The sequence below is a fragment of the Candidatus Paceibacterota bacterium genome, assembly GCA_035530615.1.
Lineage (GTDB): Bacteria > Actinomycetota > Actinomycetes > Nanopelagicales > Nanopelagicaceae > QYPT01.
The window spans coordinates 201156-227888 of record DATKUL010000001.1; the positions used below are offsets into that span (position 1 = coordinate 201156).

The 26733-nt window shown below is 50.3% G+C and carries 24 protein-coding genes; 15 read left to right on the plus strand and 9 right to left on the minus strand.

The genetic code is table 11. The features are described 5' to 3' along the window. Positions 1-4: 4 nt before the first annotated feature. The 4 genes from VMW30_01100 to VMW30_01115 are packed head-to-tail and all read left to right on the plus strand — an operon-like array spanning position 5 to position 4216. Positions 5-388 carry a RidA family protein gene (locus VMW30_01100; protein ID HUW86967.1) on the plus strand — a complete coding sequence of 128 codons (384 nt, stop codon included), beginning with the start codon at positions 5-7 and terminating at the stop codon, positions 386-388. 4 nt (positions 389-392) lie between these two features. After that, entirely contained in the window at positions 393-2006 is a 1614-nt protein-coding gene (locus tag VMW30_01105; GenBank protein HUW86968.1) for a D-aminoacylase, read from the plus strand. Continuing rightward, positions 2003-3235: a hypothetical protein gene (locus tag VMW30_01110; protein HUW86969.1), complete on the plus strand. Its 1233-nt coding sequence runs from the start codon at positions 2003-2005 to the stop codon at positions 3233-3235. Before VMW30_01105 ends, VMW30_01110 begins: the two co-directional genes overlap by 4 nt. A 57-nt stretch (positions 3236-3292) precedes the next feature. Beyond that, positions 3293-4216 (plus strand): aminotransferase class IV, encoded by a 924-nt coding sequence (locus VMW30_01115; protein HUW86970.1) that lies wholly within the window; start codon positions 3293-3295, stop codon positions 4214-4216. A gap of 92 nt (positions 4217-4308) precedes the next feature. Here VMW30_01115 and VMW30_01120 read toward each other — a convergent pair whose 3' ends face one another. Then, positions 4309-5697: an acyltransferase gene (locus VMW30_01120; protein ID HUW86971.1), complete on the minus strand. Its 1389-nt coding sequence runs from the start codon at positions 5695-5697 to the stop codon at positions 4309-4311. 215 nt (positions 5698-5912) lie between these two features. Here VMW30_01120 and VMW30_01125 point away from each other — a divergent pair, with 215 nt between their 5' ends. The 4 genes from VMW30_01125 to VMW30_01140 all read left to right on the plus strand — a co-directional run bounded on the left by VMW30_01125 (position 5913) and on the right by VMW30_01140 (position 11991). After that, entirely contained in the window at positions 5913-6923 is a 1011-nt protein-coding gene (locus VMW30_01125) for a matrixin family metalloprotease (GenBank protein ID HUW86972.1), read from the plus strand. A gap of 165 nt (positions 6924-7088) precedes the next feature. Further along, entirely contained in the window at positions 7089-9650 is a 2562-nt protein-coding gene (gene pepN / locus VMW30_01130; GenBank protein HUW86973.1) for an aminopeptidase N, read from the plus strand. 81 nt (positions 9651-9731) lie between these two features. Then, entirely contained in the window at positions 9732-10442 is a 711-nt protein-coding gene (locus tag VMW30_01135; protein ID HUW86974.1) for a DUF1684 domain-containing protein, read from the plus strand. 49 nt (positions 10443-10491) lie between these two features. Beyond that, positions 10492-11991, plus strand: coding sequence for an ABC transporter substrate-binding protein (locus VMW30_01140; GenBank protein ID HUW86975.1), 1500 nt, complete (start codon positions 10492-10494; stop codon positions 11989-11991). Positions 11992-12075: 84 nt separating this feature from the next. On the opposite strand, the gene VMW30_01145 is transcribed toward VMW30_01140, so the two are convergent. Continuing rightward, positions 12076-12789: a DUF1028 domain-containing protein gene (locus tag VMW30_01145; GenBank protein HUW86976.1), complete on the minus strand. Its 714-nt coding sequence runs from the start codon at positions 12787-12789 to the stop codon at positions 12076-12078. 217 nt (positions 12790-13006) lie between these two features. Here VMW30_01145 and VMW30_01150 point away from each other — a divergent pair, with 217 nt between their 5' ends. From VMW30_01150 to VMW30_01180, 7 genes are all read left to right on the plus strand, one after another. Further along, positions 13007-14701: an aminotransferase class V-fold PLP-dependent enzyme gene (locus VMW30_01150; protein HUW86977.1), complete on the plus strand. Its 1695-nt coding sequence runs from the start codon at positions 13007-13009 to the stop codon at positions 14699-14701. A 13-nt stretch (positions 14702-14714) separates the two neighbouring features. Further along, positions 14715-15410: a DUF1684 domain-containing protein gene (locus tag VMW30_01155; GenBank protein ID HUW86978.1), complete on the plus strand. Its 696-nt coding sequence runs from the start codon at positions 14715-14717 to the stop codon at positions 15408-15410. A gap of 57 nt (positions 15411-15467) precedes the next feature. Continuing rightward, a complete protein-coding gene (locus VMW30_01160) occupies positions 15468-16967 on the plus strand; it encodes an ABC transporter substrate-binding protein (GenBank protein ID HUW86979.1) in 1500 nt (499 codons plus the stop codon). A gap of 113 nt (positions 16968-17080) precedes the next feature. Further along, positions 17081-18046: an ABC transporter permease gene (locus VMW30_01165; GenBank protein HUW86980.1), complete on the plus strand. Its 966-nt coding sequence runs from the start codon at positions 17081-17083 to the stop codon at positions 18044-18046. Continuing rightward, entirely contained in the window at positions 18043-18870 is an 828-nt protein-coding gene (locus VMW30_01170; GenBank protein ID HUW86981.1) for an ABC transporter permease, read from the plus strand. Before VMW30_01165 ends, VMW30_01170 begins: the two co-directional genes overlap by 4 nt. Beyond that, positions 18867-19727 (plus strand): ABC transporter ATP-binding protein, encoded by an 861-nt coding sequence (locus VMW30_01175; GenBank protein HUW86982.1) that lies wholly within the window; start codon positions 18867-18869, stop codon positions 19725-19727. The genes VMW30_01170 and VMW30_01175 overlap by 4 nt, the downstream gene beginning before the upstream one ends. Beyond that, a complete protein-coding gene (locus VMW30_01180) occupies positions 19708-20508 on the plus strand; it encodes an ABC transporter ATP-binding protein (protein HUW86983.1) in 801 nt (266 codons plus the stop codon). Before VMW30_01175 ends, VMW30_01180 begins: the two co-directional genes overlap by 20 nt. On the opposite strand, the gene VMW30_01185 is transcribed toward VMW30_01180, so the two are convergent. The 7 genes from VMW30_01185 to VMW30_01215 form a co-directional block, all read right to left on the minus strand. Continuing rightward, on the minus strand, positions 20505-22160 hold the full coding sequence (locus tag VMW30_01185; protein ID HUW86984.1) for a DUF885 domain-containing protein: 1656 nt from the start codon (positions 22158-22160) through the stop codon (positions 20505-20507). The genes VMW30_01180 and VMW30_01185 overlap by 4 nt on opposite strands. Positions 22161-22270: 110 nt before the next feature. Beyond that, entirely contained in the window at positions 22271-22594 is a 324-nt protein-coding gene (locus VMW30_01190) for a hypothetical protein (protein ID HUW86985.1), read from the minus strand. Positions 22595-22655: 61 nt separating this feature from the next. After that, positions 22656-23063, minus strand: a complete 408-nt coding sequence (locus tag VMW30_01195) for a type II toxin-antitoxin system VapC family toxin (protein HUW86986.1) — start codon at positions 23061-23063, stop codon at positions 22656-22658. Beyond that, a complete protein-coding gene (locus tag VMW30_01200) occupies positions 23060-23299 on the minus strand; it encodes a type II toxin-antitoxin system VapB family antitoxin (protein HUW86987.1) in 240 nt (79 codons plus the stop codon). The genes VMW30_01195 and VMW30_01200 overlap by 4 nt, the downstream gene beginning before the upstream one ends. Before the next feature lie 49 nt (positions 23300-23348). After that, positions 23349-23507 (minus strand): hypothetical protein, encoded by a 159-nt coding sequence (locus VMW30_01205; protein HUW86988.1) that lies wholly within the window; start codon positions 23505-23507, stop codon positions 23349-23351. 313 nt (positions 23508-23820) lie between these two features. Then, positions 23821-25023, minus strand: coding sequence for a Fic family protein (locus VMW30_01210; protein ID HUW86989.1), 1203 nt, complete (start codon positions 25021-25023; stop codon positions 23821-23823). 418 nt (positions 25024-25441) lie between these two features. Next, entirely contained in the window at positions 25442-26515 is a 1074-nt protein-coding gene (locus VMW30_01215; GenBank protein ID HUW86990.1) for a nuclease-related domain-containing protein, read from the minus strand. Positions 26516-26733: the final 218 nt, after the last annotated feature.

The following is a 26733-nucleotide window of genomic DNA, read 5'->3' on the forward strand; positions in this document are numbered from 1 at the left end:
ATTCATGATTCAAAAAATTGATGAAACTTTTACAGGACCGCCACCCGGGGGCGCTTACAGCCATAGCATTCGTAAAGGGAACTTCGTGGCGATTGCGGGACAGTGTGGTTACTTGTCCGACCGGACACTAGTTGAAGGTTTAGAAGAGCAGACTCGACTTGCTATAAAGAACCTGCAATTCGCTCTCGAGGGAGCGGGTGGGACTCTGGGCGATGTAATAACCGTAAATGTTTTTCTCACCGATTCGGATCACTTCGACAGAATGAATCGTGTGTACGCAGAATTCTTTGAGACGCCCTACCCAGCGCGCACCACTGTATTTGTCGGACTAAGACCCGGCGTCCTATTTGAGATCAACGCGCTCGCCATACTTACCGAGACGGACTGATTGCGTGAAGAACGACCTGTTGCTACGTGGCGCATCTGTCGTTGATGGCACAGGACGTAAGGCCTTCCCTGCCGACATCACTGTGTCCAATGGGAGAATCTCCGCTATAGAGAACGTTGGAACGGCACAACGAACAAGTCGCGAAATTGATGCAGATGGACTAACTCTGACCCCAGGATTCGTTGATGTGCACACCCACTGCGATTTTAGTTTGTCCGCCTTCCCTAGGGCTGAGTCGATGACTCGCCAGGGAGTTACTACTCAAGTCGTTGGCAATTGCGGCATCTCCCCCTTTCCAGTTGTGCCAGGAAGGGAGCACCTTCTTCGTGAGTACTCTGCATTCCTTGATGCAGGATTACCGTGGGGAAGTTGGCATAGTACACAGGAGTTCTTCGCCTTCCTGGAGCAATTGCCACTAGCCAGCAATATTGCGGTGCAGGTAGGTCATGGCACGGTTCGAATTGCAGCGATGGGTTTTGATACTGGATCGCCAAATGATCAGGATTTGGAAATGATGTGCAAGTTCGTTGCTGAAGCAATGGCTGCTGGAGCCGTTGGAATGTCCAGCGGGCTAACGTACGCTCCGGCAAGCGCTGCCAGTACTGCCGAATTAATTGCTCTCGCAAAAGTGCTCGCGCCTTTCGGAGGTATTTACTCCAGCCACATTCGAAGTGAAGCAACCGGTCTCATCGAGGCGGTGAACGAGGCAATTGAAATCGGAACTGCCGCTGGCGTCCCCGTACAAATCAGTCACCTCAAAGCCATGGGAAGGAATAACTGGAACAAGATTGATGACACGTTACGACTTATTGACCGCGCTGTGAGCGAAGGTGTCGACATTGCCATGGATCAGTACCCATACTCTGCTGGCAGCACAGGATTAGCCGTCATACTTCCGCGTTGGGCGATGGCCGGTGGCGTTACCGAAATGCAACGCCGACTCCAAGATCCCGAACAGAGAATTGCTATCCGGTCTCAAATCATCAAACAGGACGCCGAAGATATTCGAGCGGGGTTGCGCGAGTTAGATCCAGATGTCGTAGTCATTGCCGACCTGCCGCCAGGTCGGTTCAAACAATACGTCGGTCAATCACTCACACAGATCGGACAGGCGCTCGGAGAACATCCGGTAGATGTCGCCCTCGACATGCTAGAAGAATTTGGTAATGGAATTCTCACTCTTGTGCACGGCCAATCTCAAGAGAACGTCAGTACGGTTATGCAACATCCTCGTACGATGATCGCCAGCGACGGGTGGACTTTGAGTCCGACTGAAGGTGGCAAGCCACACCCACGAAGTTATGGCACCTTCGCTCGAGTATTAGGACGCTACGTGCGCGAAGATCATGTGCTCACCCTCGAGGATGCGGTGCGGAAGATGACCTCATTACCCGCATCACGGTTCTCACTGGCTGACCGCGGTCTTATACGAGAAGGATTTCATGCAGACATGGTCCTCTTCGACAAGAACACGATCCTCGATACGGCTACATTCGAAGACCCGCATCAGTTCGCGATCGGGGTCAAGTATGTGCTGGTCAACGGAGAACTGATCATCGCAGAAGGACAGGACACTGGAGTTGCTGCTGGACGCGTACTGAAGAGGGGCATCAGATGAAATCATCCATTTTTGTATTCGGTACAGACCTGATTGACGAGGGTTACGCCACCGTGCTGCACAATCTGAAGGATCGCGCGGGAGTAGATGCGGTCTCGCTCTCTGCGACTTACCATAATGCTCGTGACATTTTCCCACACAATCCCCGCTCGCACGTCTATAAGCACGAAGGTGACGTCGCATGGTTTCAACCTCAGCGGGATAATTTTCGCTCAGGTCTAGTTCCAACCACAGCGCAGGAATCAAAAAGCGAAGATGTGCTCGCCAGACTCTGTGTCGAAGCCGAGCGCTTGGGAATGCCGGTCAATGCTTGGACTATCTTCCTCCACAACTCCCGCCTCGGACGGGAGCACCCAGATTGCACGACTCGCAATATTTACGGTGACGCTTATGTAACTGACCTATGTCCAGCCAACCCGCGGGTGCAGGACTACGCCCGAGAACTTTGCGAAGACATCACTCGCTATCCAGTCGCCAGCATTCTGGCGGAAAGCCTTCACTACCGCCCGTTTGAACACGGTCTGCATCACGAAAGATATTTACTCGATATTCCCCTAACTATGCGAAACTATTTATCACTCTGCTTCTGTAAGTACTGCACGGCTGCGGCATCAGATTCGGGTGTAGACGTCGAGACACTGGGTACCGAGTTGCGAACCCAACTCGATCAGTTATGGCTCGACGAACCTTCTCAAACAGGAACGTCTCCACTCCCACTTGGCAACGAATTGCAAACAAAGTTAGACGCCTATATGGATGTTCGTGAGCGGACTGTTACCAATCTGATTTCTGATGCCCGAGGTGTGGCAGCGGCACATGGTGTGGAATTCACGTTCATCGACCATGGAGGCGCCATGCCTCATGTGATGCGAGGAACTACTGCCGATGACTCGATCACCGTTCTCTCTCGCAAACTCGGAGTCAACGTGAGAGAAGCGGCCTCGGTCAGCGATGAACTATCAATTTTAGGGTACGTCGATACACCTGATCGTCTCGAGAGAAAGATAACCGCCTACCGCGATACCGTCAGTCCGGTAACTCCTTTCTCTGTCGTGTTGAGACCACTGATCCCGGACTCTGAAGATGCCGATAATTTCAGCGCCAAGGTCAGAGTCGTAAAAAAATCTGGGGCAGTCGCCTTACATATCTACCATTACGCGCTCATGCCATTGCGTCGCCTAGATTGGATCCGCACGGCTTTGACCCAAGACGCAGGTCCCCAGTCGTGAGCGGAACATGGTGTCATAAGACTGCAGTGATCTTCTTCTCATGGAAAGGTCTGCGACATGACTGAAGACAAGCACTTTAAAAAACAGGTCACGCCTGCACCAACTCAGGAGCCAGTACTCATCATGATCAAAGCAACACTCGGAATGGGTTCGTTGGAACCGCTTTTTGAGCGACTAGTCCCAACAGATCCTCATATAAACGTGCTCGACTTAGGGATCACTCGCGGAGACGGCATCTTCGAGTCCATCGGCGTGATCAACGGTACGGCCCTCGAACTTGAACCACACCTCACCAGACTGTGTCACTCGGCAATAATGCTTAACCTGCCAGAACTCAATCTCGATGCCATTCGAGCAGCCGTTCTCGCGGCCATCGATGCACATACCCCAGTTCCTGAACTTCTCGTGAAAGTATTTGTTACGCGCGGGATTGAGGGAACCAATGTGCCTTCTGCCTGGATCTACGCCACCCAGACTCCCGACTATTACCTTGAACGGACCGAAGGAATTCGGACAATCACGCTCGATCGCGGATACCGCCATGATGTGACGCTTACATCGCCGTGGCTTTTGCAAGGTGCGAAAACGCTCTCCTATGCCGTCAACTTAGCGGCTCTTCGAGAAGCAAAGCGGCGCGGCGCGAGCGACGCGATTTTCCTCAGTAGCGATGGTTTCGCTTTAGAGGGTTCTACTTCCAGCCTGATCATTCGCAACGACACTGGGTTCCATACTCCTCGGCTCGATCTCGGCGTGCTTGCCGGAACGACTCAAGCCGCCGTCTTCCGTGTGCTTGAGTCTGCTGGCTTCACCACTCAATACTCGTTAATTACGAGTATTGAACTCCGAGAGGCAATCAATATTTGGTTGGTATCTAGCGGTCGGCTCGTCGTCCCCGTCAACAACCTCGACGGAGTCGATATCCGGGTGGACCGCGAGTTGACCGCTCAGGTTCTTCGAAATATCACGGGCGAATCGCTGTGATGTCAGTCCAATAATTTCCAGCAGGTTCTAATAGGTCTAATAGAGTTCTAATAGAATAGATTTAATAGAATAGATTAAGGCATAAGGGGATCTTAACGTTTGGCCCCCGCCCAGCGGATCAAGAGTGCCGATAGGACCAGAATCCCGACGGCTAGCCCATTATTGATCGGGACCCCTCCATATTCGCGAACTCGGCCCGGAAAACCCCACAATCCGGTGGCTGCCAGCATCAAGAGGGCGGATCCGGCTCCGAAAACCCCGATTCCTGCCCAGATCGATCCCCACGGATCCCGCAGAGCGCGATTAAGTGGAGAGGAGTCCCACCCAGGAAGGGCCACGTGCTCCAAAGGCCACATCAACCGGACAATCCCCCAGACTCCAATACCGAAGACGAGCCAGAAGGGGAAAGACCAGGCGACGTAACCCCACCCTTCTGGATATGCAATGTGGTCAGCTCCGATTCTTGTCGGACGGTCCAGGCCGAGGGAATGTGAAAGGGCGAAGACCGCCGTGAGCACTGGTAGGTGCCACAGATAGAGAGTCATCGCCGAAAGATTGACCCCAGTAATAGGTCGCCAAATATTTTCGCGCGCAAGGAGACGAGTGAGTGGTTCGTTAAGCAGTGCCACTGCACAAACCCACACGACAGAGTGCAGCGCAAGAACAATTGTTGGCGGTGCCATATTGCTTATCGAATTCCCGGGCATTCCAACAAATGAAAATGGCCAAGGACCGATTCTTATTAGCAACGCGTTTATCAATACGCTTGAGAATAGAACTGCAAGCAGACTCCGCTTTGAGTAGATGCGAAGAATTCCACGCGCTCGCAATGACCCGAGATAGGTTGGGACGGTCCATACGAGTACGAAATTGAGAAGTCCGATGGCCGGCCAATGTGCGAAGAGACGGAGTGAGTCAATCACTCCGGATGCCAAAACAATTACAAAAGTAACGACAGCGGCATGTTTTGGCGAACTCGAGCGAAATAATGGCGTGAGCATCGTAATTAGTAAGTAAGCACCTAAAAACCAGAGCAATTGCGTAGCAAGAAATAAGAGCGGTACTGCGAGAGCTCGTGGTGTAAATCGAGTTACCAGCGGAGCGATTACTCCCACGATAAGTAGAAAAGGCCAGACTGGTCGGAGCAACCGTTCAGTGCGCAACCACATCCACTCTGGGAACTTGCCGCCTCGAGCTACATGCCTATCCCACGAAATCGTATTTGCGGCACCACCCGCAAAGAATAGGAGAGGGATGATTTGAAATATCCACGTCAGTACCTGCGTCCAGGGGTGCGCGGCGAGAATATTGCTAATTCTTGGGACGCCGTTTTCCCATCCGACAACTGCCATAAAGCCATGCCCAACAACAACTATTACGAGCGAGAACGCACGCGCTGCATCAACCACACGGTCTCTTTCGGCGGGGGTTTGAGCGGCTGCTTGCTCAGATGGGACACGTGAAAATAAATGTGTGCCCACTATCCGCCCCCTTTTTGATGACATCATCCTCTTGATTGAATTTCCTTAGCAGACCCTATCCAACACTCATAAGGGGTAGTACCTAGTCCATTTGAAGTTATGACTAGTGAAGTTGTTACATTTTCGCGCTATTTTAGGCAACAATAACTACTTTAACCAAGCGTTCAATTACTGCTTCCATTTTTCTTCATACCTCAATTCCCCTGGAGGTGCAGGTGCACAAAGACGACTTCGGAAAAATAAATCCGAACGACATTCCACATTCCCCCTCTGGGCGAATTCCACGTTGGGTGACCGACGAAGCGGAGGGTCGGATTAATCCGCGTGAAACGTGGCGTGCTGTATCACCTGGCCAGATTCGCGCGCAAAAACGTCATTCCCGAAGGCGAAGTTTTAAAACCTTGCTTCCATTTATAGTACTGATTCTCATACTTGGAACTTCCATCTGGTCACGAAATGGTGGAAATTTTGGAACAAGACTGCATTTCATTTCCAACAATGTCCCTGTGCCAACGTCGACACTTGCTGGATCCTCCGTTGTTGGGACATCTAACGGACCTACACCGGGAACTGAGGAGTCACCGAGCCCCATTGGAATACCAGCGCCCCTCGCTTCTACAAATAGTTCGTATAAATTCGTTCAGTACCAGGCTGATAAGACAACTCCCGTGGCGTATGACCCCTGCAGACCAATCCACTTTGTGATTCGACCAGATGGTGAACCCTTCGGCGGGAATCAAATAATTATGGACGCCGTTTCAAGAGTCTCCGAAGCCACAGGGCTTCAATTCATCTACGACGGGGCGACTTCCGAAGCCCCCTCCGCTCAACGAGATATCTTTCAACCCGACCGTTACGGCGATCACTGGGTGCCAGTTCTTTTTGCCTGGGAGAGCGCCACAGAGAATGCCGATTTTGCGGCGAACGTAGAGGGTCAGAGCGGGAGTGCGTACGTTTCACGCGGAAGCGGGCCGAGAGTTTACGTCACCGGAATAGTCGAACTTAACTCTGAGAAATTAGCCAATTTACTTCTCACCCAGGATGGAATTCGAGTTGTCCTCGCCGTGATTCTTCATGAACTCGGACACTTAGTTGGTCTGGGACATGTTGCTGATCAGACCCAGTTAATGTTTCCGGAAGCCAGTTCTGCGGTGACAGATTTCCAACCTGGCGATCTCACCGGTGCGGCGATTCTCGGTCGAGGTGTCTGCACACCTGATTTATAGAGGTTTGATTTCTTTCTGCCATTTTCTCCATTGAATTCACTGCCGTCATTGGCCTCAAAGTTAGTTCGCTCATTGCGAGATTATGCCCGCTGATTCGACATATTCACCAGAGTTTGCCCGAAATACCCTCTACTTCTGCTAGATATCTGTCCTAGGATGGCAAAGTTGTCAGAGAGGACGAATTCCATGCCAGGGGTAAATATCTCGCAAGTCGAGGCGCAAGAACGTTCGAAGTACCTACATATTGAGAGCTATGACGTAACGCTCAAGATCGTTCCCGATCAGGAGACTTTCTACTCCAAATCCATGGTCCGTTTTTCCTGCAACCAGCCAGGCATTGACACTTTTATCGACGCGCCAGCGCGCCGAATTATCTCGGCAACACTCAACGGCGTGGCAATAGATATTTCGCATTTCGACGGTGAGACCGTCTTCCTTAAGAACCTAGCCGCAGAGAACGAACTCGTCATCGAGTCCGATGCAATCTTCTCTAAAGACGGCGAGGGACTTCAATACTCGGTTGATCCTGCCGATCAGGAGGTCTACCTCTACTCGCAATGTGCACCTGCCCTAACCCGACACATGTATGCCTGCTTTGATCAGCCAGATTTGAAAGCAACCTTCACGCTTACGGCGACCGTACCCAACCATTGGGAAGCGATTTCAAATAGCCCGGTCGAATCCAAGATACCAGCAGGCTCGGAGTACACCACCTGGAGATTCTTCCCAACCGCCCGCATTGCTACATACGTGACCGCTTTCATCGCTGGCCCATATCACCATGTTCATGATGATTACGTCGGAGAGAAGAAGATTCCACTCGGTCTCTACTGCCGCAAGTCTCTTGCTCCACACTTGGACCACGAAGCGATTTTCAAAATTACTAAACAAGGTTTCAAATATTTTGAGAAAGTATTCGGACTTGCATACCCCTTTGATAAATACGACCAGATTGCCGTGGTTGATTACAACTGGGGCGCTATGGAAAATGTCGGAGCGGTAACTTTCAAGGAAGAACTCTTCGTCTACAGAAGCAAAGTAACCGAACGTCTCTATAAATATCGAGTCAACACAATCCTCCACGAAATGTCGCACATGTGGTTTGGCAACCTGGTCACCATGCAGTGGTGGGACGACCTATGGCTAAATGAATCCTTCGCCACGTGGGCCGCTTTCACCGCCACCGATGAATGCACCGAGTTCAAGAACACCTGGACAGACTTCAATGCTCGACAAAAGACATGGGCCCTTCGGCAAGATCAGTTGTCGTCAACTCACCCGATAGTTGTGGATGTTAAGGACATCGAAACAGCGAACTCTAATTTCGACGGTATCACCTACGCCAAAGGCGCCTCCGTCCTCATGCAATTCGTGGCATATGTAGGACGCGATAACTTCATTCGAGGTCTACAGAAATACTTTGCAAAGCACGCATATAAGAACACGACCCTTGCCGATCTTCTCGCTGAGATGGAAGCGACGAGTGGGCGCGACCTGAAGGCATGGTCGGCAACGTGGCTGCAAACTGCGGGCGTCAACACACTGCGGCCAGTTCTAGAGATTTCAGGCGGCATCTACACCGCAGCGGGAATCAAGCAAGAAGCACCCACAATGCCGGCCGGATCAACGGAACTTCGCCCCCACCGAATGGCAATTGGCCTCTATGACCTCCGGCATGGGTCGCTCCTGCGCAGAAAAATAGTTGAACTGGATGTATCTGGTGCCATCACCCATGTTCCCGAACTAATCGGTGAGAAAGCCGCCGACCTTGTTCTCATTAACGACAAGGATATGACTTACGCGAAAACCCGCTTTGATGCGAATTCAATAGCGACGCTGAAGAGCCACATTGGGGATATCAGCGACTCACTTGCCCGAGCGCTCTGTTTCAGCGCAACGTGGGACATGCTCCGCGATGCTGAAATATCTTCAACCGATTTCGTTGACATCGCACTTGCTGGTCTGCCCGGAGAATCCGAGATCACTGTTGTCGCACAGATCGCCGAGCAGTTGGCAATCGCTGTCAACCAATATGCCCATCCTTCGGTGAGAGATGCACTTCGTTCACGAACTGCCAGTGGATTGGAATCGCTCCTGGATTCCGCGGAGCCCGGTAGCGACCACCAACTCCAATACGCACGTTCATTTGCAACCCTTGCAATCACACCTGAACAGAACCAGCGAATCCTGTCGGTTCTCAAAGGCCAACTTCAAGGACTCACACTCGACGCCGACATGCGCTGGCACTTGCTCTGTGCACTCGCCGAACGCGGGCTCATCACCCGAGTCGAATTGGATAAAGAATTGGAGAAAGACCCCTCTACTTTGGGTGAGCTGAGCCATCTACACGCAATAGCAGCGCTTCCAACCCCCGCGGACAAGGCAAAAGCTTGGGCGCAGATTGTGAGCGAAGAGACTTCAAATGCCAATCGCATCGCGTTGATCAACGGTTTCAATAGTGCGTTGAATCGCGATCTGATTGAAAGTTATGTCGACAACTACTTCGAAATGTTGTTGATAATGTCCGAGCGCAAATCCTTCGAATCAGCAACCCGCTTCACTGAATATGCATTCCCAATTTATATAACAACGCAAACAACGCTGGATAAAGCCAACTACTGGCTTGACGTCACTGGCAAAGACGCCGCATCGGCTTTACGTCGTCGGATAGCAGAAGCACGCGATTCGCTCGCTCGTGCTCTTCGCGTGCAATCGCGAGAGGTATAAGTCGGGATTGTGCAATGAATATGCAAATGCGAATGAATATTGTGGTTGGACTTTGAACTATCGCCTTAGGTAATCTGCACCATGAGTCTCATAGCCAAGGTTTCACATACAGATTGGGATGCGTGGAGAGCTAAACGAATTTCCTCTCTCGTGTCACCTACTGGCAATCTCGCGTTAATTGAAACACGTTGGCAACACGATGATGAAGAGTTGACATTAGAAGAAGCAGTAGCTGGACAACCAGAAACAGTGACCGCAACGAGACTGGTGCGTAGAGACTTCGAAGGAAAGATTATTGGGAATGGAATTCGACTGTGGGATTCCAACTCAGAAGCTATCCGTTCTTTTAGCACTATTGATGTATACCCTTTTGATCCCAAGTGGATTTTTGAAGGTACGTTCACCGCATTTTCCGAATCTCGACCCGTTCCATTTGAATATGTAAGAGAGACACCCGGTCTGCGTGACTTAGCGGTGCCCGGTGAAATCAGAGTCACTATTGCGGGTACCGAATACGTCCTTGATGCATTTGATGACGATGGTCCACTACTGCTCGTCTTCGGTGATCCAACAAACCGTACCGAGACTTACCCAGCAGGACGATTCCTTTTCGTCCACCGAATTGAGGGCTCTGAGCGAGTGATAGTCGATTTCAATCGAGCTTTCGTGCCTCCATGTGGCTTCTCAATACATTATAACTGCCCCCTTCCGCCACCACAGAATCGGCTGCAGGTGCCGGTTTACGCCGGCGAGAAGAATCCAATATTTCGTAACGACTACGAAATTCACTAAGAGATTTAAACCATCCACGACACCCAAAGAGCTGCTAAGGAGAAAAGTAATGGTTAAAAGGAACGGGAAAAAAGTCAGATGGCTGGGCGTTGCCATAGCCTTAGCACTCACCCTCGTTGGGTGTTCTTCAAGTACGGAGACGACCACTGCATCGGACGCAACGATTAATATCGGCTCACTTTACGAACCTCAGAATTTAGATAACACCGGCGGTGGTGGACAAGGCGTGAATGAGGCGCTCAATGGAAATGTTTACGAGGGCCTGTTCAGCCTGACCGATTCGGGAAAAGTTGAAAACCTGCTAGCTACCGATTCCCAGGTAAACGCAGATGGTCTTACCTACACGTTTACCCTGCGGAGCGACGTCAATTTTCACTCCGGAAAAGCGCTTACCTCATCCGATGTGAAGTACAGCATTGAGAAAGTAACCGCTGCAGATTCTCAATCGGCGCGCAAGAGCAGTTTCGAAATGATCGATTCAATCACTACCCCTGATGACCAGACAGTTGTAGTGACACTCAAGACAAGGTCGATCTCATTTGTTTACAACCTAAGTTACATCTGGGTCATCAACTCCGAGGCCAAAGACATAAAGGCCACGGAAGATGGAACTGGTCCGTACACGCTGACTGAATGGAAGCATGGATCGACTCTCTCATTAACCCGATTCGATGGTTATTGGGGCACGCCAGCGAAGAATAAAGTCGCCGTATTCCACTATTTCACCGACGCAACCGCACTTAACAATGCCCTCCTAACAAACGCGGTCGATGTTGTTACAAGTGAGCAGAGTCCAGATGCTCTCTCCCAGTTCAAGAATTCAAAATTCACGATCAATAATGGTCAGTCGACGACAAAGCTCCTGCTTGTCTTCAATGATCGTGTAGCCCCTTTTAACAAGCCGCTGGTCCGCAAAGCGATCACGTCTGCCATAGATAACAAGAAATTGCTTTCATCTATCTGGGGAGAGTACGGAACGTTGATTGGCTCGATGGTCCCACCTACCGATCCTTGGTATGAAGACCTCACTACTGTAAATCCCTATGACATTACTCTGGCAAAGAAGGAACTGGCCGACGCGGGGTATCCAAACGGATTCACCTTTAGGCTCGATACTCCAAGCTACGACCCACACCCAGCCGCTGCGACTTTCATCAAGGCAGAGTTGGCAAAGGTCGGAATTACTGTCGATATAAACATCATCACCGCAGATCAATGGTACGCGCAGGTTTATCAAAAATTGGACTACGCGGCGACCATGCAAGAGCACGTCAATGACCGCGATGTCGTTTGGTATGGCAACCCAGATTTCTACTGGGGCTACAACAACCCAACGGTAACAAACTTGATTAATCAAGCCGAGCAGGCCAGCACCACAACAGAGCAGGCAGAACTACTCAAGCAAGCGAACAGAATCATTGTCGATGAGGCTGCTAGCGATTGGATTTACCTCTACCCACAGATCGTGGTGGCTTCAACGTCACTCTCCGGGTATCCAGTCAACGGACTTAACTCCCAGTTCTACGCATTCAACATCACAAAGAACTAGGAGCAGCTCCACCCACTTGACTAGATCCGTAGCCAGCCCGGGTCTCCTAAATGGAGACCCGGGCTGGCTCGTATATATGGAGAATTAGAACGCAGCAACCCCATCATTAGTCGTCACTGAACGATTGAGCTTCAAAGTCTCGCCATCCGTGTCGAGGGTTGGGAGCGAATCAATGAGTGGAATCAAAATGGTTTCGGCTACGCCATAGACACGAAAGAGTTCAGCTATTGGGTCATCATGCTCATCGACCCGGAGATCGACTATGGGGTACTTCTCCACGCCATATACCTTCAGTGCCGCAGATTGATGGCCGCGTTTATCGCCACCCGCAGAACGACCTGCACTTAATGCCACAAGAAGACGCTTAGCTAAGGGTTGAGTGTCATCGGATTCGAAACTCTCCTTCATCGCCACGAGGGTCTCAGCTCCAACGAGCATATTTCCAGCGATCGCAAAATTCAGTCCAGTAATCTCACCACGCCAGTTGTCACAGTTCTTGCCAGTGAAAGCGGCGCTTCCTCCTTTGTTATCCACAATCCCCAGTTGTCGGAATTCGATTCCTTCATCTCTACTCTTTAGGTATTCAAGAGTCTCGACTGCGTTATGACCCTTTGCCAAATACTCCAAGCCCCAAATACCCAGATAGGGATTTACATACGCCTGGCTTGCAATAGCCCCAGCATTACTTTTGACGAAAGCACAGAGCATGCCCACCGCCACAAATTTCGTGGAGACTGCAATGCCAAGTTCGCCTGTACGAGAGCATCGAGCCGTAATAGAAAAAGTGTTGTACTTCATGGCCTTCATCTCCTCAGCGGAAACCACAGTGATCTATTTAGTGTCAGGCGAAAGGTTATAGGAAAGTTATAGGAAAGTTACCCGAAAGTTATCGTGTGCACGATTATAAAGAAGTATGCAAGCAAATATGCATATTCATGATAAGTAACTTCTACAGAAGCTAATTCTGCAATTAATTCACTAGACTTTGAGTATCACTTCTGTATAACCTTCGCATATGCGCGGCGTCCAACTACTCCGCCAAATACGCGAGAACGTAATAGGCGACGATCAATTGATGGATGGCCCTTACGGACCGCGTCGAGTAACTTATGCAGACTACACAGCAAGCGGAAGATCCTTAACATTTATTGAAGATTTTATTCGCAACGAAGTTATGCCGCGATATGCCAATACCCATACTGAAGCAAGTGGAACTGGTTTACAAACAACTCGCTTACGTGAAGACGCGCGCGAAATTATTCGCAAAGCCGTGGGTGCGACATCAGATGACGTTGTGATTTTTGCAGGATCGGGTGCTACTGGCGCTATTGATAAATTGGTTGGCATCCTCAACATTCGAATTCCTGCCGATCTTGATCGACGGTGGAAATTATCTGATCAGATCCCTAAGAATCAAAGGCCTATTGTTTTTATCGGCCCTTTTGAGCACCATAGCAACGAACTCTCTTGGCGAGAATCAATCTGCGATGTTGTCACTATTCAGGAGGATACGGATGGTCATGTGGATCTTGACCACCTACGCACTGAACTCGACAAGTACGCTAAACGCCCCCTGAAAATTGGTTCCTTCTCGGCAGCAAGCAATGTCACGGGAATCATTACGGATACCGATGCGGTTTCGCAACTGCTACACGAACACGGTGCTCTTGCATTCTGGGACTTCGCTGCAGCAGCCCCCTATGTGGAAATCAATATGCACCCCACAAATCCTTTGCATCGCAAAGACGCGATCTTCCTTAGCCCTCATAAATTCGTTGGGGGCCCGGGAACGCCAGGGATTTTGGTCGTGAACCATGCAGTCATCCACAATACGGTCCCAGTGGTACCGGGCGGAGGCACCGTTGCGTACGTCAACTCACACGACCATCGCTATTTGGCCGATCCTTCCCACAGAGAAGAGGGCGGAACACCGGCAATTATCGAATCTATTCGCGCAGGGTTGGTCTTTCAACTTAAAGAGGCCGTCGGCGTCACCGCAATTCATGCGACGGAGAAAAGGTTCTTGTCGCGTGCGATACAAGCGTGGAAATCGGAACCTCGAATAGAGTTACTTGGCAACCTTGAATCCGAACGACTTTCCATTTTGTCTTTCGTGCTACGCGCTCCTTCTGGAAAACTGCTTCACCATAATTTCATTGTGGCACTTCTCAATGATCTCTTTGGAATTCAATCGCGCGGTGGTTGTTCTTGTGCGGGACCCTACGGCCATCGGTTGCTCGGGATAGACAATGCTAAGAGCCACGAAATCGAAGAAGAAATCACAGGCGGCTGCGAGGGAATAAAACCGGGTTGGGTAAGAATCAACTTTAACTATTTCGTCTCTGATGTCGTCGCAGATTACCTCATCTCGTCTGTGCTCTTTGTCGCGCGGCAAGGGCACCTGTTTCTTTCTGACTACAGTTTTGAACCAGAGACTGGCATGTGGCGTCATCGCAATGGACCGGTAGAACCAGCATTGCGATTGCGCGAAATCTCATACGGCGAAGATGGTCAGATGCACTACCCCATTCATGATGACCGCGCACCCGAAAGCGCGCTGGCAGATTATCTAGAACACGCTAAAGACCTCGCAACAGAACGGATCAATCACCCGATGTGGGCAGAAACGCCTGCACAATCCACAATGAGCGATCGTTTTGAATCTCTGCGCTGGTTTGAACTTCCCTCAGAATGCCTCATTAAACGCTAAGGAGAACATCAGAATGGTTTCACGCACTGACTGGGATGCATGGCGGGCTGCACGATTAGCCTCCGTTGTATCACCAACTGGCAATCTCGCCCTCATCGAAACTCGGTGGCAAGAAGACGGTCAGGAGTTATCTCTAGACGAGGTGTTGGATGGTCTTCCAGATACGATTAAGGTGACCGACACTTTTCAACGCAATTTTGCGGGTGAGGTAGTAGCACGGGGAATTCGTTTGTGGGATTCACAATCTCAAGCGATCCAATCTTTTGAAACAACGGACGTTTATCCCTTTGATCCCGATTGGATCATCGAGGCGACTTATTCCCAGCATCCTGAATCTATTCCAGTGGCCTTCGAACATATAAAGGACAACGGCGGCACCCGTGACTTGGTAGTGCCTGGCGAGATCACTGTTACGTTAGATGGCGTCGAATTCGTGCTTAGCGCATTCGATGATGGGGACAAATTATTACTCGTTTTTGGAGATACAACCAACGGCGCGGAAACATATTCAGCCGGAAGATTCCTCTTTGTCTACCCATCAACCGGTACCGATCGAATAGTCCTCAATTTCAATCAAGCCTTTGTGCCACCCTGTGGTTTCTCCAGTCATTACAATTGTCCGATGCCACCACCTCAGAATCGTCTACACATTCCTGTCCGAGCCGGCGAGCGAAACCCAATTTTTCGAAATGGCTACAAAGTAAGTTAAGCCAACAATCAACCGCTCAACAAACAACCACCCAACAAACAACCACTAAGGGGAAAAATGAAAACCAGAAAGAAAGGCATGAAGCTGGGAGGGATCACCCTTGTGGTTGCCCTCGCTTTGACCATGACCACCGGCAGCCTCAGCGCAAGCGCAGCCGACAGCAATGCAACCATTGATGTCGGCACACTGCACGAAGTTCAGAACCTGGATAACACCGCCAATGGCGGAGCGGGCCTGACCGAGGCTTTCAATGGCAATGTGTACGAAGGTCTATTTAAGCTCACCGATGCTGGCAAGATTGAAAACCTATTGGCCAGTAGTTACAAGAAGAGTAGGGATGGTCTAACTTACACATTCTCACTTCGCAGCGGCGTAAAGTTCCACTCTGGCAAGACTCTTACCTCAGCAGATGTGAAGTCCAGCCTTGAAAGAGTGACCGCCGAAGGATCACAATCGCCACAAAAGGGCGACCTAAGCAACATCGCATCAATTACAACACCAGATGCCAGGACCGTTGTTGTCACACTTTCAAAGAAGTCAATCTCCTTTGTTTACAACCTTACCTACGTATGGATTGTGAATTCAGCGCTTAAGGACATGACCTCGGCTGAAGATGGAACAGGGCCTTACAAGTACACATCTTGGACACGGGGATCCTCTATCTCAATCACCCGATTTGATTCATATTGGGGCGCAAATGCGAAGAACAAGGTTGTCGTATTCCATGAGTTCACTGATGGAACCGCACTAAACAACGCACTTTTGAGCCATGCTGTTGACATCATCACCAGCGAGGGAAATCCAGACGCACTGGCGCAATTCAAGAACGCGAATTTCAAAATTACCAATGGTCTATCAACAAACAAGCAATTGATAATTTTCAATGATCGAGCGGCACCATTCAATAAGGCACTAGTTCGTAAGGCAATCACCTCAGCCCTTGACAAGAAGAAGTTGCTCTCATCTGTCTGGGGAGATTACGGCACCGTTTTGCACTCAGTTATGACTCCAATTGATCCAGGCTACGAGGATCTGAGCTCAATGAATCCTTACAACCCAACTCTGGCAAAGTCGCAACTTGCCAAGGCTGGTTATCCAAAGGGCTTCACATTCACACTCGATACACCAAATGATGATCCTCATCCTGCACTCGCTGCATTTATCCAGTCTTCGCTGGCAGAGATCGGCGTCACCATGAAGATCAACATCATTACCACAAGCCAGTGGTTCGAGAAGATCTACAAAAAAAGGGACTACACCGCAACGATTCAGAATATTCTAAGTGGTCGAAACATTGGTTGGTATGGCAACCCAGACTTCTTCTGGGGTTATAGCAATCCACGCGTTACCAATTTGATCAGCCAGTCCGAATCTGCAGGTACGTTAGCCGCCCAAGCACATCTTCTAAAGAGAGCTAACCGGCTCGTCGTTGGCGAAGCCGCCAGTGTCTGGCTCTACCTATACCCCTTGATTGTGGTCTCTTCGAGTTCAATTTCGGGATACCCAATCAATGGAATCAACTCACAGTTCTTCGTTTACGACATAACGAAGAATTAGGAGATAATTTCACCGTTAGAATGAGGTTCGTATCCAATCCAGATTCCTGAGAGGGTATCTGGATTGGATACGGCTTTTAAAAGTCTGGGAGGGCATGAGTGAAAGTATCGCCGATGGTTAAATACATCATTCGACGATTAATGGTGCTTGTAATTTCCCTTTTCCTGGCCAGTACCACCCTCTTTGTACTTCTGCGAATGTTGCCTGGTGATCCAGCAAATGCCCTCCTGACTGTTGGCGCGACTCCCGAACAGGTCGCTGCAGCGCGTCATTCGGTAGGGTCAGATCTTCCGATGCTTCAGCAATTCTGGAACTGGCTTCACGATCTAACGACTTTCGAACTCGGTACCTCGCTGATTGGCAATGTTCCAGTGGGGCCAGAAATAAATTCACGTCTTTCCGTAACCGTTCCTTTGACATTGATTTCCTTCTTTATCGCCATCACAATTGCAGTGCCGCTTGGATTTATAGCCGCCTATAAGGCGAAAACTTGGTACGGCGCGCTGCTCAATAGTGTCTCCCAACTTGGCATTGCGATACCTGTCTTTTGGGTTGGTGTAATTCTCATTCTTATTTTCGCTCTTCGATTCATGATCTTTCCCGCGGGAGGTTTCCCTCCGACAGGCTGGAGTGATCCTGGGCAAGCACTTAGATCGCTTATTCTTCCGGTCGGCACTATTGCCCTAGTGATGTCTGCTTCACTCACTCGCTATGTCCGCTCCGCCACATTGGACGTGCTCAACAGTGATTACCTGCGCACTTCGCGATCCCTTGGCTCCTCCTTCATGCAGGCCATGTGGCGCCATGGCATTAGGAATGCTGCATCCCCAGTCGTATCCATTCTGGGCATGGAACTCGCCACAACATTTATCGGAGCGGTAGTAGTGGAGGCCGTGTTCGCACTGCCAGGTCTTGGAAGTTTGCTGGTACAAGGCATTGCACAACGCGATTACCCCATTATTCAAGGCATACTTTTTGTCAGCACCATGGCGGTCCTCATTATTGGTTTTCTTGCAGATCTAGCCCAGCGTTTCATCGACCCTCGCCTTAGTAAATCGTTAGCGGGTCGAAACTCATGAGCACTCCCAAGAAATTACGCTCGCTGCCGCTAATAATTGGTTGCATTCTTGTTGGCTTTATAGCCAGCATGGCTCTGATCTCCCTTTTCTGGACGCCCTACTCCGTCGGCGATATGACTGGTGACCGACTCGGTCCGCTAAGTAGTAACCATTGGTTGGGTACTGACAAACTCGGCCGCGATCTCTTATCACGCGTGATGATCGGTGCTCGGATTGCAATTACTGTCGGGTTTGCATCTGTCTTGATTGGGGCAATCCTCGGTGTGATCTTTGGGCTCATCGCCGGCTTTGCTCAACACTGGGTGGACGAATCATTCTCGGCAATGTTTGACATCCTTATCGCATTCCCAACTCTGCTCCTAGCAATGCTTGTCGTAGCTGCCAGAGGAGCCTCATTGGCTTCAGCGATTATCGCCATTGGTTTTGGTATGTCTGCGATTGTTGCCAGGCTGACTCGGCTTCTCGTCAAGCGAGTGCTCGCGAAGGACTTCATAACTGCCTCGCGTGCTTCGGGAACTTCCTGGACGCGCATAATTTTCGTCCATGTTCTTCCAAATATTTGGCCCACCCTAATAGTCACCTTTGCCCTGCAATTCGGTTTTGCTGGTCTAACTGAAGCCAGCCTTTCTTATCTCGGGCTCGGCGCCCCTCCTCCCAATGCGTCATGGGGAAGCTTGTTGCAAGAAGCGCAGGCCACCGTACTTATTTCTCCGGTAGCCGCAATTGCACCTGGTCTGTTGCTTGTTTGCTTGGTGATCGGGATGAACATGGTTGCTGATGGATTACGGGATATCGCCGACCCCACGTTGCGGCGGTCACGATGAAGATAGTGGATGTACAAAATCTTAGTGTTCAGACAATTGATGGATCCAATGTTGTTTCGGAGATTTCATTCTCAATTGAGCCAGGAGCGCGTTTAGGTTTAATTGGTGAATCCGGTTCTGGAAAATCAATGACAGCCTTAGCGATTATGGGCTTACTACCGGCCGAGTTGAAGGCATCGGGAAGTTTGCGCTTAGGAAATGGAAAAAACGAACCCGTGCAGATTCTGGGAACTCCCGAGAAAATGCTCAATCGAATCCGCGGCACCGTAGCCAGCATTGTCTTCCAGGAGCCTCTCACCGCCCTTGACCCTCTCATGAAGATCGGCCGCCAATTATCCGAACCACTTCGCCGCTGGCAAGGGCTGACGGGTGATGCCCTTAAGGATGCCGTCATCTCCGCCCTCGCCGAAGTACATATAAACAAACCAGAACGAATTGCGGCCTCTTACCCTTACGAAATCTCTGGAGGCGAGCGACAACGAGCGGCAATTGCGATGGCGCTGGCATGTGAACCTGCACTCCTCATTGCGGATGAACCAACGACCGCTTTAGATGTCACCGTGCAAGCGGAGATACTCACACTGCTTGATGCAGTTGTTTCCAATCGAGGAATGTCACTTCTCTTCATTAGCCATGATCTTGCCGTCGTTTCGAGAATCACTGATCGCGTCCTGGTCATGAAGGATGGCTCAGTCGTCGAATCCGGCTCATTGCGGGACGTCCTGCGAGATCCGCAGCACCCATACACGCGGGACCTGGTCACCAGTGCCAAAGAACTTGATAACGCATTAGACATAGCACTAGATATTGAAAAAGGTACCGAGATTGGAGGAAGCGATGACTTCGCCAATTCTTGAAACGCGCAATCTCAACTTCTCTTATAACTCTGGAGTTCCGATTCTCCATGACGTAAATATCTCGATCACCAAGGGCCAGAATGTTGGCCTTGTCGGAGAGTCAGGTTCGGGAAAGAGCACCATTCTTCGACTACTTCTTGGAATTTATCGTCCAACGCAGGGTCAAATACTCTTCGCGGGAGAGGAACTCGCCCTACGCAACAAGGAGCAAGCTCGCAGATTCAGAAGCCAGGTGCAAGTTGTCTTTCAAGATCCGTACTCTTCACTGGATCCCCGCCAACGGGTTGACCAATTAATCGCTGAACCACTGCGCTCTCTTGGCATTGCAAGAGATGCGAATGTCGGTGGAAGTCGAGCCCATATTCGAGAGTGGATAGAGAATGAAGTTGTGGAGGCTCTAAAGTCAGTTGGACTGCCAGCTGATTCTGCGCGGCGCTACCCCGATGAATTCTCCGGTGGACAACGCCAGAGAATCGCCATCGCCCGTGCGATTGTCTGCAAACCGCAAGTTCTTCTCGCAGACGAACCAGTGAGCGCCTTGGACGTTTCGACTCGAGTAAGGGTTATCGAACTCATTGCCGAACTCGGAGCGACAAAAAATCTCACGATTGTCATGGTCTCCCACGACCTTGCTGTCGTAGCCGCACTTTGCAAGCAGAGCATCGTTCTTGAAAAGGGATTCGTCGTAGAGCAAGGCTCGACGGCCTCAGTTCTTGGAGCACCCAGCCACGCCTACACGCAAAGATTGATCGAGAGTTTGCCTCGCCTACCAGTTAATTAATTCCCGTCCCACCGTGCCATCTCAACTTCAAATGGATCCAGTCCCATCGGCCCAAGTTTTAATGCAAACGAATGAAATCTTTTAAGCGAGAAGCCGACTCCCAAACGTTTCTTTGCATCCTCTCGAACCCGCATCCACACTCGTTCGCCGACTTTATAAGAGATGGCCTGCCCTGGCCAGCCGAGGTACCGATCCACTTCACTGCGTGAATGGGCATCATCAAGAAGCGCCCGGTTCATTAAGACTTCGTAGGCAGATTCTGCGTTCCACACCTCACCGTTGTAATCGGTGTATCCAAGGTGCATCCCAATATCGACAACAACACGTGCCGCACGCAGAGCCTGCCCGGAGAGATAACCCATTTCTAAACCTGGATCTTCAAATGCGCCGAGTTCGTCCATGAGACGTTCTGCGTAAAGCGCCCAACCTTCACCATAACCACTTGTCCATGCCTTGGTCCGTTGGAATCTGCTCAACCTATCTTGTTCGATAATCACCGTTGCTTCTTGCAAATGATGACCCGGAACCGACTCGTGATACCAAGTAGTTGCGAGATGCCACCAACTAAATTCACTCTTACCCAGGGTGGGAAACCATGTGGTACCAGGACGAGAAAGATCTTCACTGGGTGACTGATAATAAGGAGCAGAGGCACTTCCCTCTGGCGCAAGTCGTGCATCGCAGAACTTGACCCGCTCGTCAATGTCGAAATGAACTCCATCCATCTGCGCGACCGCTGCCTGCGTAAAACTCTTCAATTTTTCCAACAGTGCTTCAGTACCCTGAATAAGGTACTTGGGATCAGCATCCAAGTGATCTGCGACCTCGCGTAAGGTTTTAGCCCCCGGCTTGATTTTCGCAGCGACCCGCCACATCCGTTCATTGATCTGTGCTAAATCTTGCAACCCCCACTCATAAGTAGCCCGTAAATCGAGTTTTGCCCCTGTGAAATGACGGGCCCACGCAGAATATCTCGCTTCACCAACGGCATCCGCCGGATTAGATAATGGTAGGTACTCACGCAATAACCATTCGCTAGTTTGCAGAGCCGACTCATCGGCTGCTGCACCTGCCACGTGTAATTCTGGGTACTTTTCAGTTGGATCTATCCCCCTGGCGATCCCCGAATATGCGCCTTCTGCGAAAGTCTTCAACTGCTGCGCCACTGCCAACGTCTGTCTTCGCGACGTCGTCTTGCCAACTTTGGCCAACTCGTCAATGCACGATAGCCATGATTCATGCGCGCCAGCAACCGCATTAAGGCGAGCCGTAATGTTCTTCACATCCTCATCAGTATCGTGCGACATCACCTCAAAGACTTGGCGAATATCTGCCACTGGCGATGAAATTACGTTCCATGAGATTTGTTCTTCACGAGAATCATGCAATGCCAATCTCGATTTCAATCGCTCTTCCATAACCGCCTTCGCGATTCGATCAATCTCATCCTGTGGCTCCAGCATCGCCAATTCTTCCAGCGTCCTTCGACTCAAATCAGCGGACTTCACGGTACCAGCCAATGAAAAATCATCGAGTTTATGGTCAAAACCACTGATGCCTAGAAAGGTCGCACTTATCGGATTCAAGATGGCCAGGTAGGCGATGTACTTATCGCTCAGTTCAAATATTGGTGATCGGGAGGAAGAATCCATTACGCAATCTAATCAGCGTTCAAGTCGCTTGTCGATTTATCAGAAATGAAAGTACCGTCAACATCACGGCAACAATCTGAATATGCAAGAAATTTAGTAATGCATGAATATCACGTTGGAGTTACCCCGAATTCTAGATCGTTAAGTACATAACTATCCTTGCTTGAAGCCACCACGATGCTGATCGGCGGCACGAAATCGGCATTACAGGGGTTGTGGTTATTTCCACCGATCCAGTTCTGCTCGGTGCGAATCACGCCAGCCACGTGCTGGTTGGTCGCCGATGCCATCAGGATTCGATGGATCTCGACGATGTTCTCTACGGAAATGGTTTCTGCAACGGTGGCGTGGTCGATCGCCAACCCCATCGAATCAATGTTGGCAAGAATCTCCCGAGTGTTGGGGCCCGCCTTGCAGTACTGATGTTCCTTCAAAGACCCTAGTTAGGAATATGAGCCGGGGCTCGCATCGCGTGGAGTCCGTTTTCTAGTTTCCTCAAGGACTCTTTAAATCCAAAATTGCAATATCAGTTTCAAGGAAATCGCCACCTTTACAAATCAGTTTTCTGCGTGTGGTAGCAGCCAGTGCATAGGCAAAGACATCTCCATAGTTCAGTCTGGCTGGATGACCAGTACCTTTTCCGTAATCTCGATAGGCCGCGCGAGCAACATCAACTTGTTTTGAATCAACTGGAAGCACTTCGATCGCACTATCTTTCATAAAGGTGGCGAATTTGCGTACTACAACAGGATCATGTGTTGAGTCGATGACTATTGCTGCTTCTAAATAGTTGGCGGCAGAAATAGCACACTCATTGTTGGAAATGGCGCGAAGAATATCTAGGCCGTCATGTTCGTCAAATACAACGGAAATAATCGCTGAACTATCTATAACCGCCTTCACTTAGGTAAACCCACTTCGTTATAAAGCATGGAGTCAATGGAATCGGATGTGAGACCTTTGGGAATTCTTACGGAGATCTCCAAAGCCAGCGCACGCAATCTCTCGAAGCGATCCTCCGCTGTTGCCCGAGCCAAACGTTCGCGCAATGCCACTGTCACGGCCTCCGTAAGCGTTTCGTCATACAGTGAAGCCACCTGAGTAGCCAGGCGGTGAGCCTCTTCATTCTTAATGTTCATTCCCATAATCCAAATGTTATACCTTTTGATTATTCGTTTCTACCATTTTTCACGCTTCGGAGGCGAGGGTGTGAATTACCAGAGCAAGGTGCTGTGATCCCCTCAACGTCAGAACGACCTGCGATTCAAATGGGGCGAAGTCGTATTCATCATAAGCTGCGTAAACCGCCGCCTTTGCCTCCCCCATTGGTTGAAGTAACAAGATCATTCGAAGAAATCAAGTTCTCGGACTTATTCTCGGAATTCGCTGAAATAGACAAGGTTGGACTTCCAGGAGTTCAAGAGAAAGTCTCGGCTAAAAGAATCTCGTTCGCCGCATCTCGGGCGGGATTCCAATCCTTTCTACCCAAGATGGGGAATGGAAAATCTCACCGGCCTACGATCTCCCATCAACTCTCCCATACGGGGATACTTCTCTCGCGCTCACATTGGGAGGGAAAAAAACAGGCCACTCAAGAAGATCATTAGTCGAATTTGGCATGACAGTTGGGCTAAGTGAGAAACTCGCGATAATTAGTTCTTTAGCCGTATCGTCTCGGAAGTATCCCAGATTCAAGATCGGTGAGAAGGCTCAATAGACCCCGAACTTCCCACGTTCTATTTCTCTGACCTTGCGATTCACGAATCAGAACACCCGCAAGTTCGAGTTGCGCCATAGCTTCACTGATCGCAGCTTTAGTGCGCCCCACCGCCGCCACAGCAACTGCCACAGTAATCATCGGGTGAGCTGGAAGCGCCTCAATAATCTTCCAAGCAGCAGCATCGGCGCGCGGATTTGCCGCCGCACCTAACTCCGCTCTCCATTCTTTCTGCAGCCTCTCAACTTCGCCTAGGTACGCACTCGCCAGATTGGCTGACTGTGCCGCCGCCGAAGCAAACGTAGTCAACCAGTCGGTGAATTCACCTTCTCTAAAATTCGAGAGGCCACGTATATAACTATCTCTATTCGAAGCCAGAACAATGCTGATGGGCGGCACAAACTGGGGTGTCATTCCGCGGCGACGCAGTACAACATGAATGAGGGCACGGCCCGTGCGGCCATTGCCATCGTGGAATGGATGGATCGTTTCGAACTGCGCATGCACCAAACCGGCCTGCACGATTGGCGGGAGATGATCTTCGTTTATGGCTTCACAAAGATCAGCGAGGAGACGGGGGACTTCCTCCGGTGGTGGAGGAACGAAATCGGCATCACAAGGATTGTAGTTATTTCCACCGATCCAGTTCTGTTCGGTCCGAATGAGACCAGCGACATGTTGGTTAGACGCCGCGGCCATCAGGATTCGATGAATTTCGATGATGTTCTCTACAGAAATGGTTTCTGCAACGGTGGCGTGGTCGATCGCCAGTTCCATCGCATCAATGTTGGCCAGGATCTCACGAGTGTTCGGGCCAGTCTTGCCACCTGTTTCGAGTTTGGCCTCCGCTCGTGCTAGATCGCGTACATCAACCTGCATTCCCTCAACTTTGGAAGAGGCAACCGATTCGGAGCGCAAAAGCAATCGCGCCAACGGGGCGAGTGCTGGAAGGGCCCGCGCATTAAGTTGGTGAATAGCGGTCTCAGCATCGGAGACTGCCCCGGCAAGTTCGCCCGCCAGTGGTTCGGCGAAGTTGGTGAGGTCATCTGGAATGAAGGCTTCATAATGGCAGGCTCGGCGATACCGAGGTGGGGCGTAGTGGGCTGGGTTGTATTCCCACGTTCGACGAACGAATCTGCCTCTCATATCTGCCCCCTGTTAATTCATAGTATAGGTTAGCACCTAAACTATACTAGTGGCAATAATTAGTATAGTTTAGATATTATCCTATGCTTAACTCCACTTTCAGTTCAGGGTAAAGCACCGATCTCTGAAGCGAAACTTTCTGATTTTCTCCAGTTGTCCGAGTGAGAGCAAAATGGGAAAGGCGACTTAAGTCAGTCCCCATCAATCAAAACAGCCCCTCCGCTCCGTCAAGAGCAAAGGGGCCGTTAAGACTCGCCGTGAGATTAGTTCTCCGTTAGCGAGGTACTTCGAATTCATCCAGACGGACCGCCTCGCCTGTATCTTGCCATTCAAATTGAGGGGGCGGAGCCAAATGATCCTAGTTTCCGTCCCACTTGATTGTCGTGACCAGCGACGGGGCTACGCAAAAGATTGAATATCAACGGAGCAAGAACAGAATCTCATGCACAAGCAAGTAGGCCACAACCACGCCAAGACTTGAAAACCAGCACACCGTGACCATTTTGAGGCGCGTTCGAGATCGGATATACAGGCCCATCACGCAAAGAATTGGCAAACTCCCAAGATCCATATAGCCGTTTTTCAATAGTGAAATTGCCCCTACTGCCCAGAGTGGTGAAATAAACGCAAGAATAGGAAGAAACATCGAATCCACAATGATTCGATTCAGGGTTCGCCTATGCCGCTCAGGGGTCTCCACGTCAAGAATCTTGGCTTTTTCCTGCATCTCTGAGGCGATTTCTTTAACTCTATGTGGGTCGAGAGCATTTTTGCGAAGGCCCTCAAGCCAACTCTTGAGTTCAGGACCTCGGACTCCGTAAACGAAATCTGGACTCTTTCTATAGAACGTTGGAAGATCAGATGAGGAATCTTCTGCCGACCAAAGCACGCAGACAGCATAAATCGGCACATAATCTCGAACACTTTCGAACTTAGATTGCACATCCTCTCGATTTTTCTTTACTTGAGTGACGGCCCAATCCAGTTGGTTAGACATGTAGTTCCGTTTTCCATACTTCATGGGCCAGCGACCACTGCTCCACTTAGTTTCGAAGATGATAATTCCACTCGGACCAACGAGTATGTGGTCGATATCTCCCGAATCGGGAAAGCGCATGCCATTTATCAAATGCCACTCTCTGCCTTTGAACTCCCTCAAAATATCCGCGGTGAGACTTTCGCCTTGTATTCCCATGATGCTTGGCGCGATACCACTCCATAAGATTACGAAAACTACGACAAGCCAAAAACTTGTTGCCCCTACTGCTCCAATGAACGCCCAACGCGCCGCTCCATGAACGAGCAACGAAAGTGGAAGAGAACTCAAGAAAGGGAAAAGGAATAATCCAACAAGGGGTAATTTGTAGCGCCGCAAGAAGGATATAGTCCGAGTCCAAACATCATTTCTTGCTTTCCGCGCGACGCGTTCCCCGCTCCCTAATTCCCGCGCAGATTTGTTCGCCCTGCGCGACGCCACTTTGTCATTCATCATTTCGGAAGATTAACAGTGGGCGCGAAAAGAAATGACATCACGAAAGGGGACCGGGTGATCAAAATCCACCGCATAACAGCCCTGGGGTGCTACTTTTCGTCAACCATCCCCCATCAGTGCAGGTAACAACGCGTCTACGGAGAGGGTCGCCAGCTCATATGAATGAACTTGAACTTTCACGAGCCATGGGCACTTGCACGCTCGGCGTGACGATAATT

Coding starts and splice junctions, on each gene's coding strand:
- VMW30_01185 (HUW86984.1), bottom strand. CDS start 22,160: ATGGATTCTTCCTCCCGATCACCAATATTTGAACTGAGCGATAAGTAC.
- VMW30_01140 (HUW86975.1), top strand. CDS start 10,492: ATGGTTAAAAGGAACGGGAAAAAAGTCAGATGGCTGGGCGTTGCCATA.
- VMW30_01155 (HUW86978.1), top strand. CDS start 14,715: ATGGTTTCACGCACTGACTGGGATGCATGGCGGGCTGCACGATTAGCC.
- VMW30_01215 (HUW86990.1), bottom strand. CDS start 26,515: ATGATGAATGACAAAGTGGCGTCGCGCAGGGCGAACAAATCTGCGCGG.
- VMW30_01115 (HUW86970.1), top strand. CDS start 3,293: ATGACTGAAGACAAGCACTTTAAAAAACAGGTCACGCCTGCACCAACT.
- VMW30_01100 (HUW86967.1), top strand. CDS start 5: ATGATTCAAAAAATTGATGAAACTTTTACAGGACCGCCACCCGGGGGC.
- VMW30_01205 (HUW86988.1), bottom strand. CDS start 23,507: ATGATCTTGTTACTTCAACCAATGGGGGAGGCAAAGGCGGCGGTTTAC.
- VMW30_01210 (HUW86989.1), bottom strand. CDS start 25,023: ATGAGAGGCAGATTCGTTCGTCGAACGTGGGAATACAACCCAGCCCAC.
- VMW30_01200 (HUW86987.1), bottom strand. CDS start 23,299: ATGAACATTAAGAATGAAGAGGCTCACCGCCTGGCTACTCAGGTGGCT.
- VMW30_01150 (HUW86977.1), top strand. CDS start 13,007: ATGCGCGGCGTCCAACTACTCCGCCAAATACGCGAGAACGTAATAGGC.
- VMW30_01160 (HUW86979.1), top strand. CDS start 15,468: ATGAAAACCAGAAAGAAAGGCATGAAGCTGGGAGGGATCACCCTTGTG.
- VMW30_01135 (HUW86974.1), top strand. CDS start 9,732: ATGAGTCTCATAGCCAAGGTTTCACATACAGATTGGGATGCGTGGAGA.
- VMW30_01175 (HUW86982.1), top strand. CDS start 18,867: ATGAAGATAGTGGATGTACAAAATCTTAGTGTTCAGACAATTGATGGA.
- VMW30_01165 (HUW86980.1), top strand. CDS start 17,081: ATGGTTAAATACATCATTCGACGATTAATGGTGCTTGTAATTTCCCTT.
- VMW30_01180 (HUW86983.1), top strand. CDS start 19,708: ATGACTTCGCCAATTCTTGAAACGCGCAATCTCAACTTCTCTTATAAC.
- VMW30_01145 (HUW86976.1), bottom strand. CDS start 12,789: ATGAAGTACAACACTTTTTCTATTACGGCTCGATGCTCTCGTACAGGC.
- VMW30_01110 (HUW86969.1), top strand. CDS start 2,003: ATGAAATCATCCATTTTTGTATTCGGTACAGACCTGATTGACGAGGGT.
- VMW30_01170 (HUW86981.1), top strand. CDS start 18,043: ATGAGCACTCCCAAGAAATTACGCTCGCTGCCGCTAATAATTGGTTGC.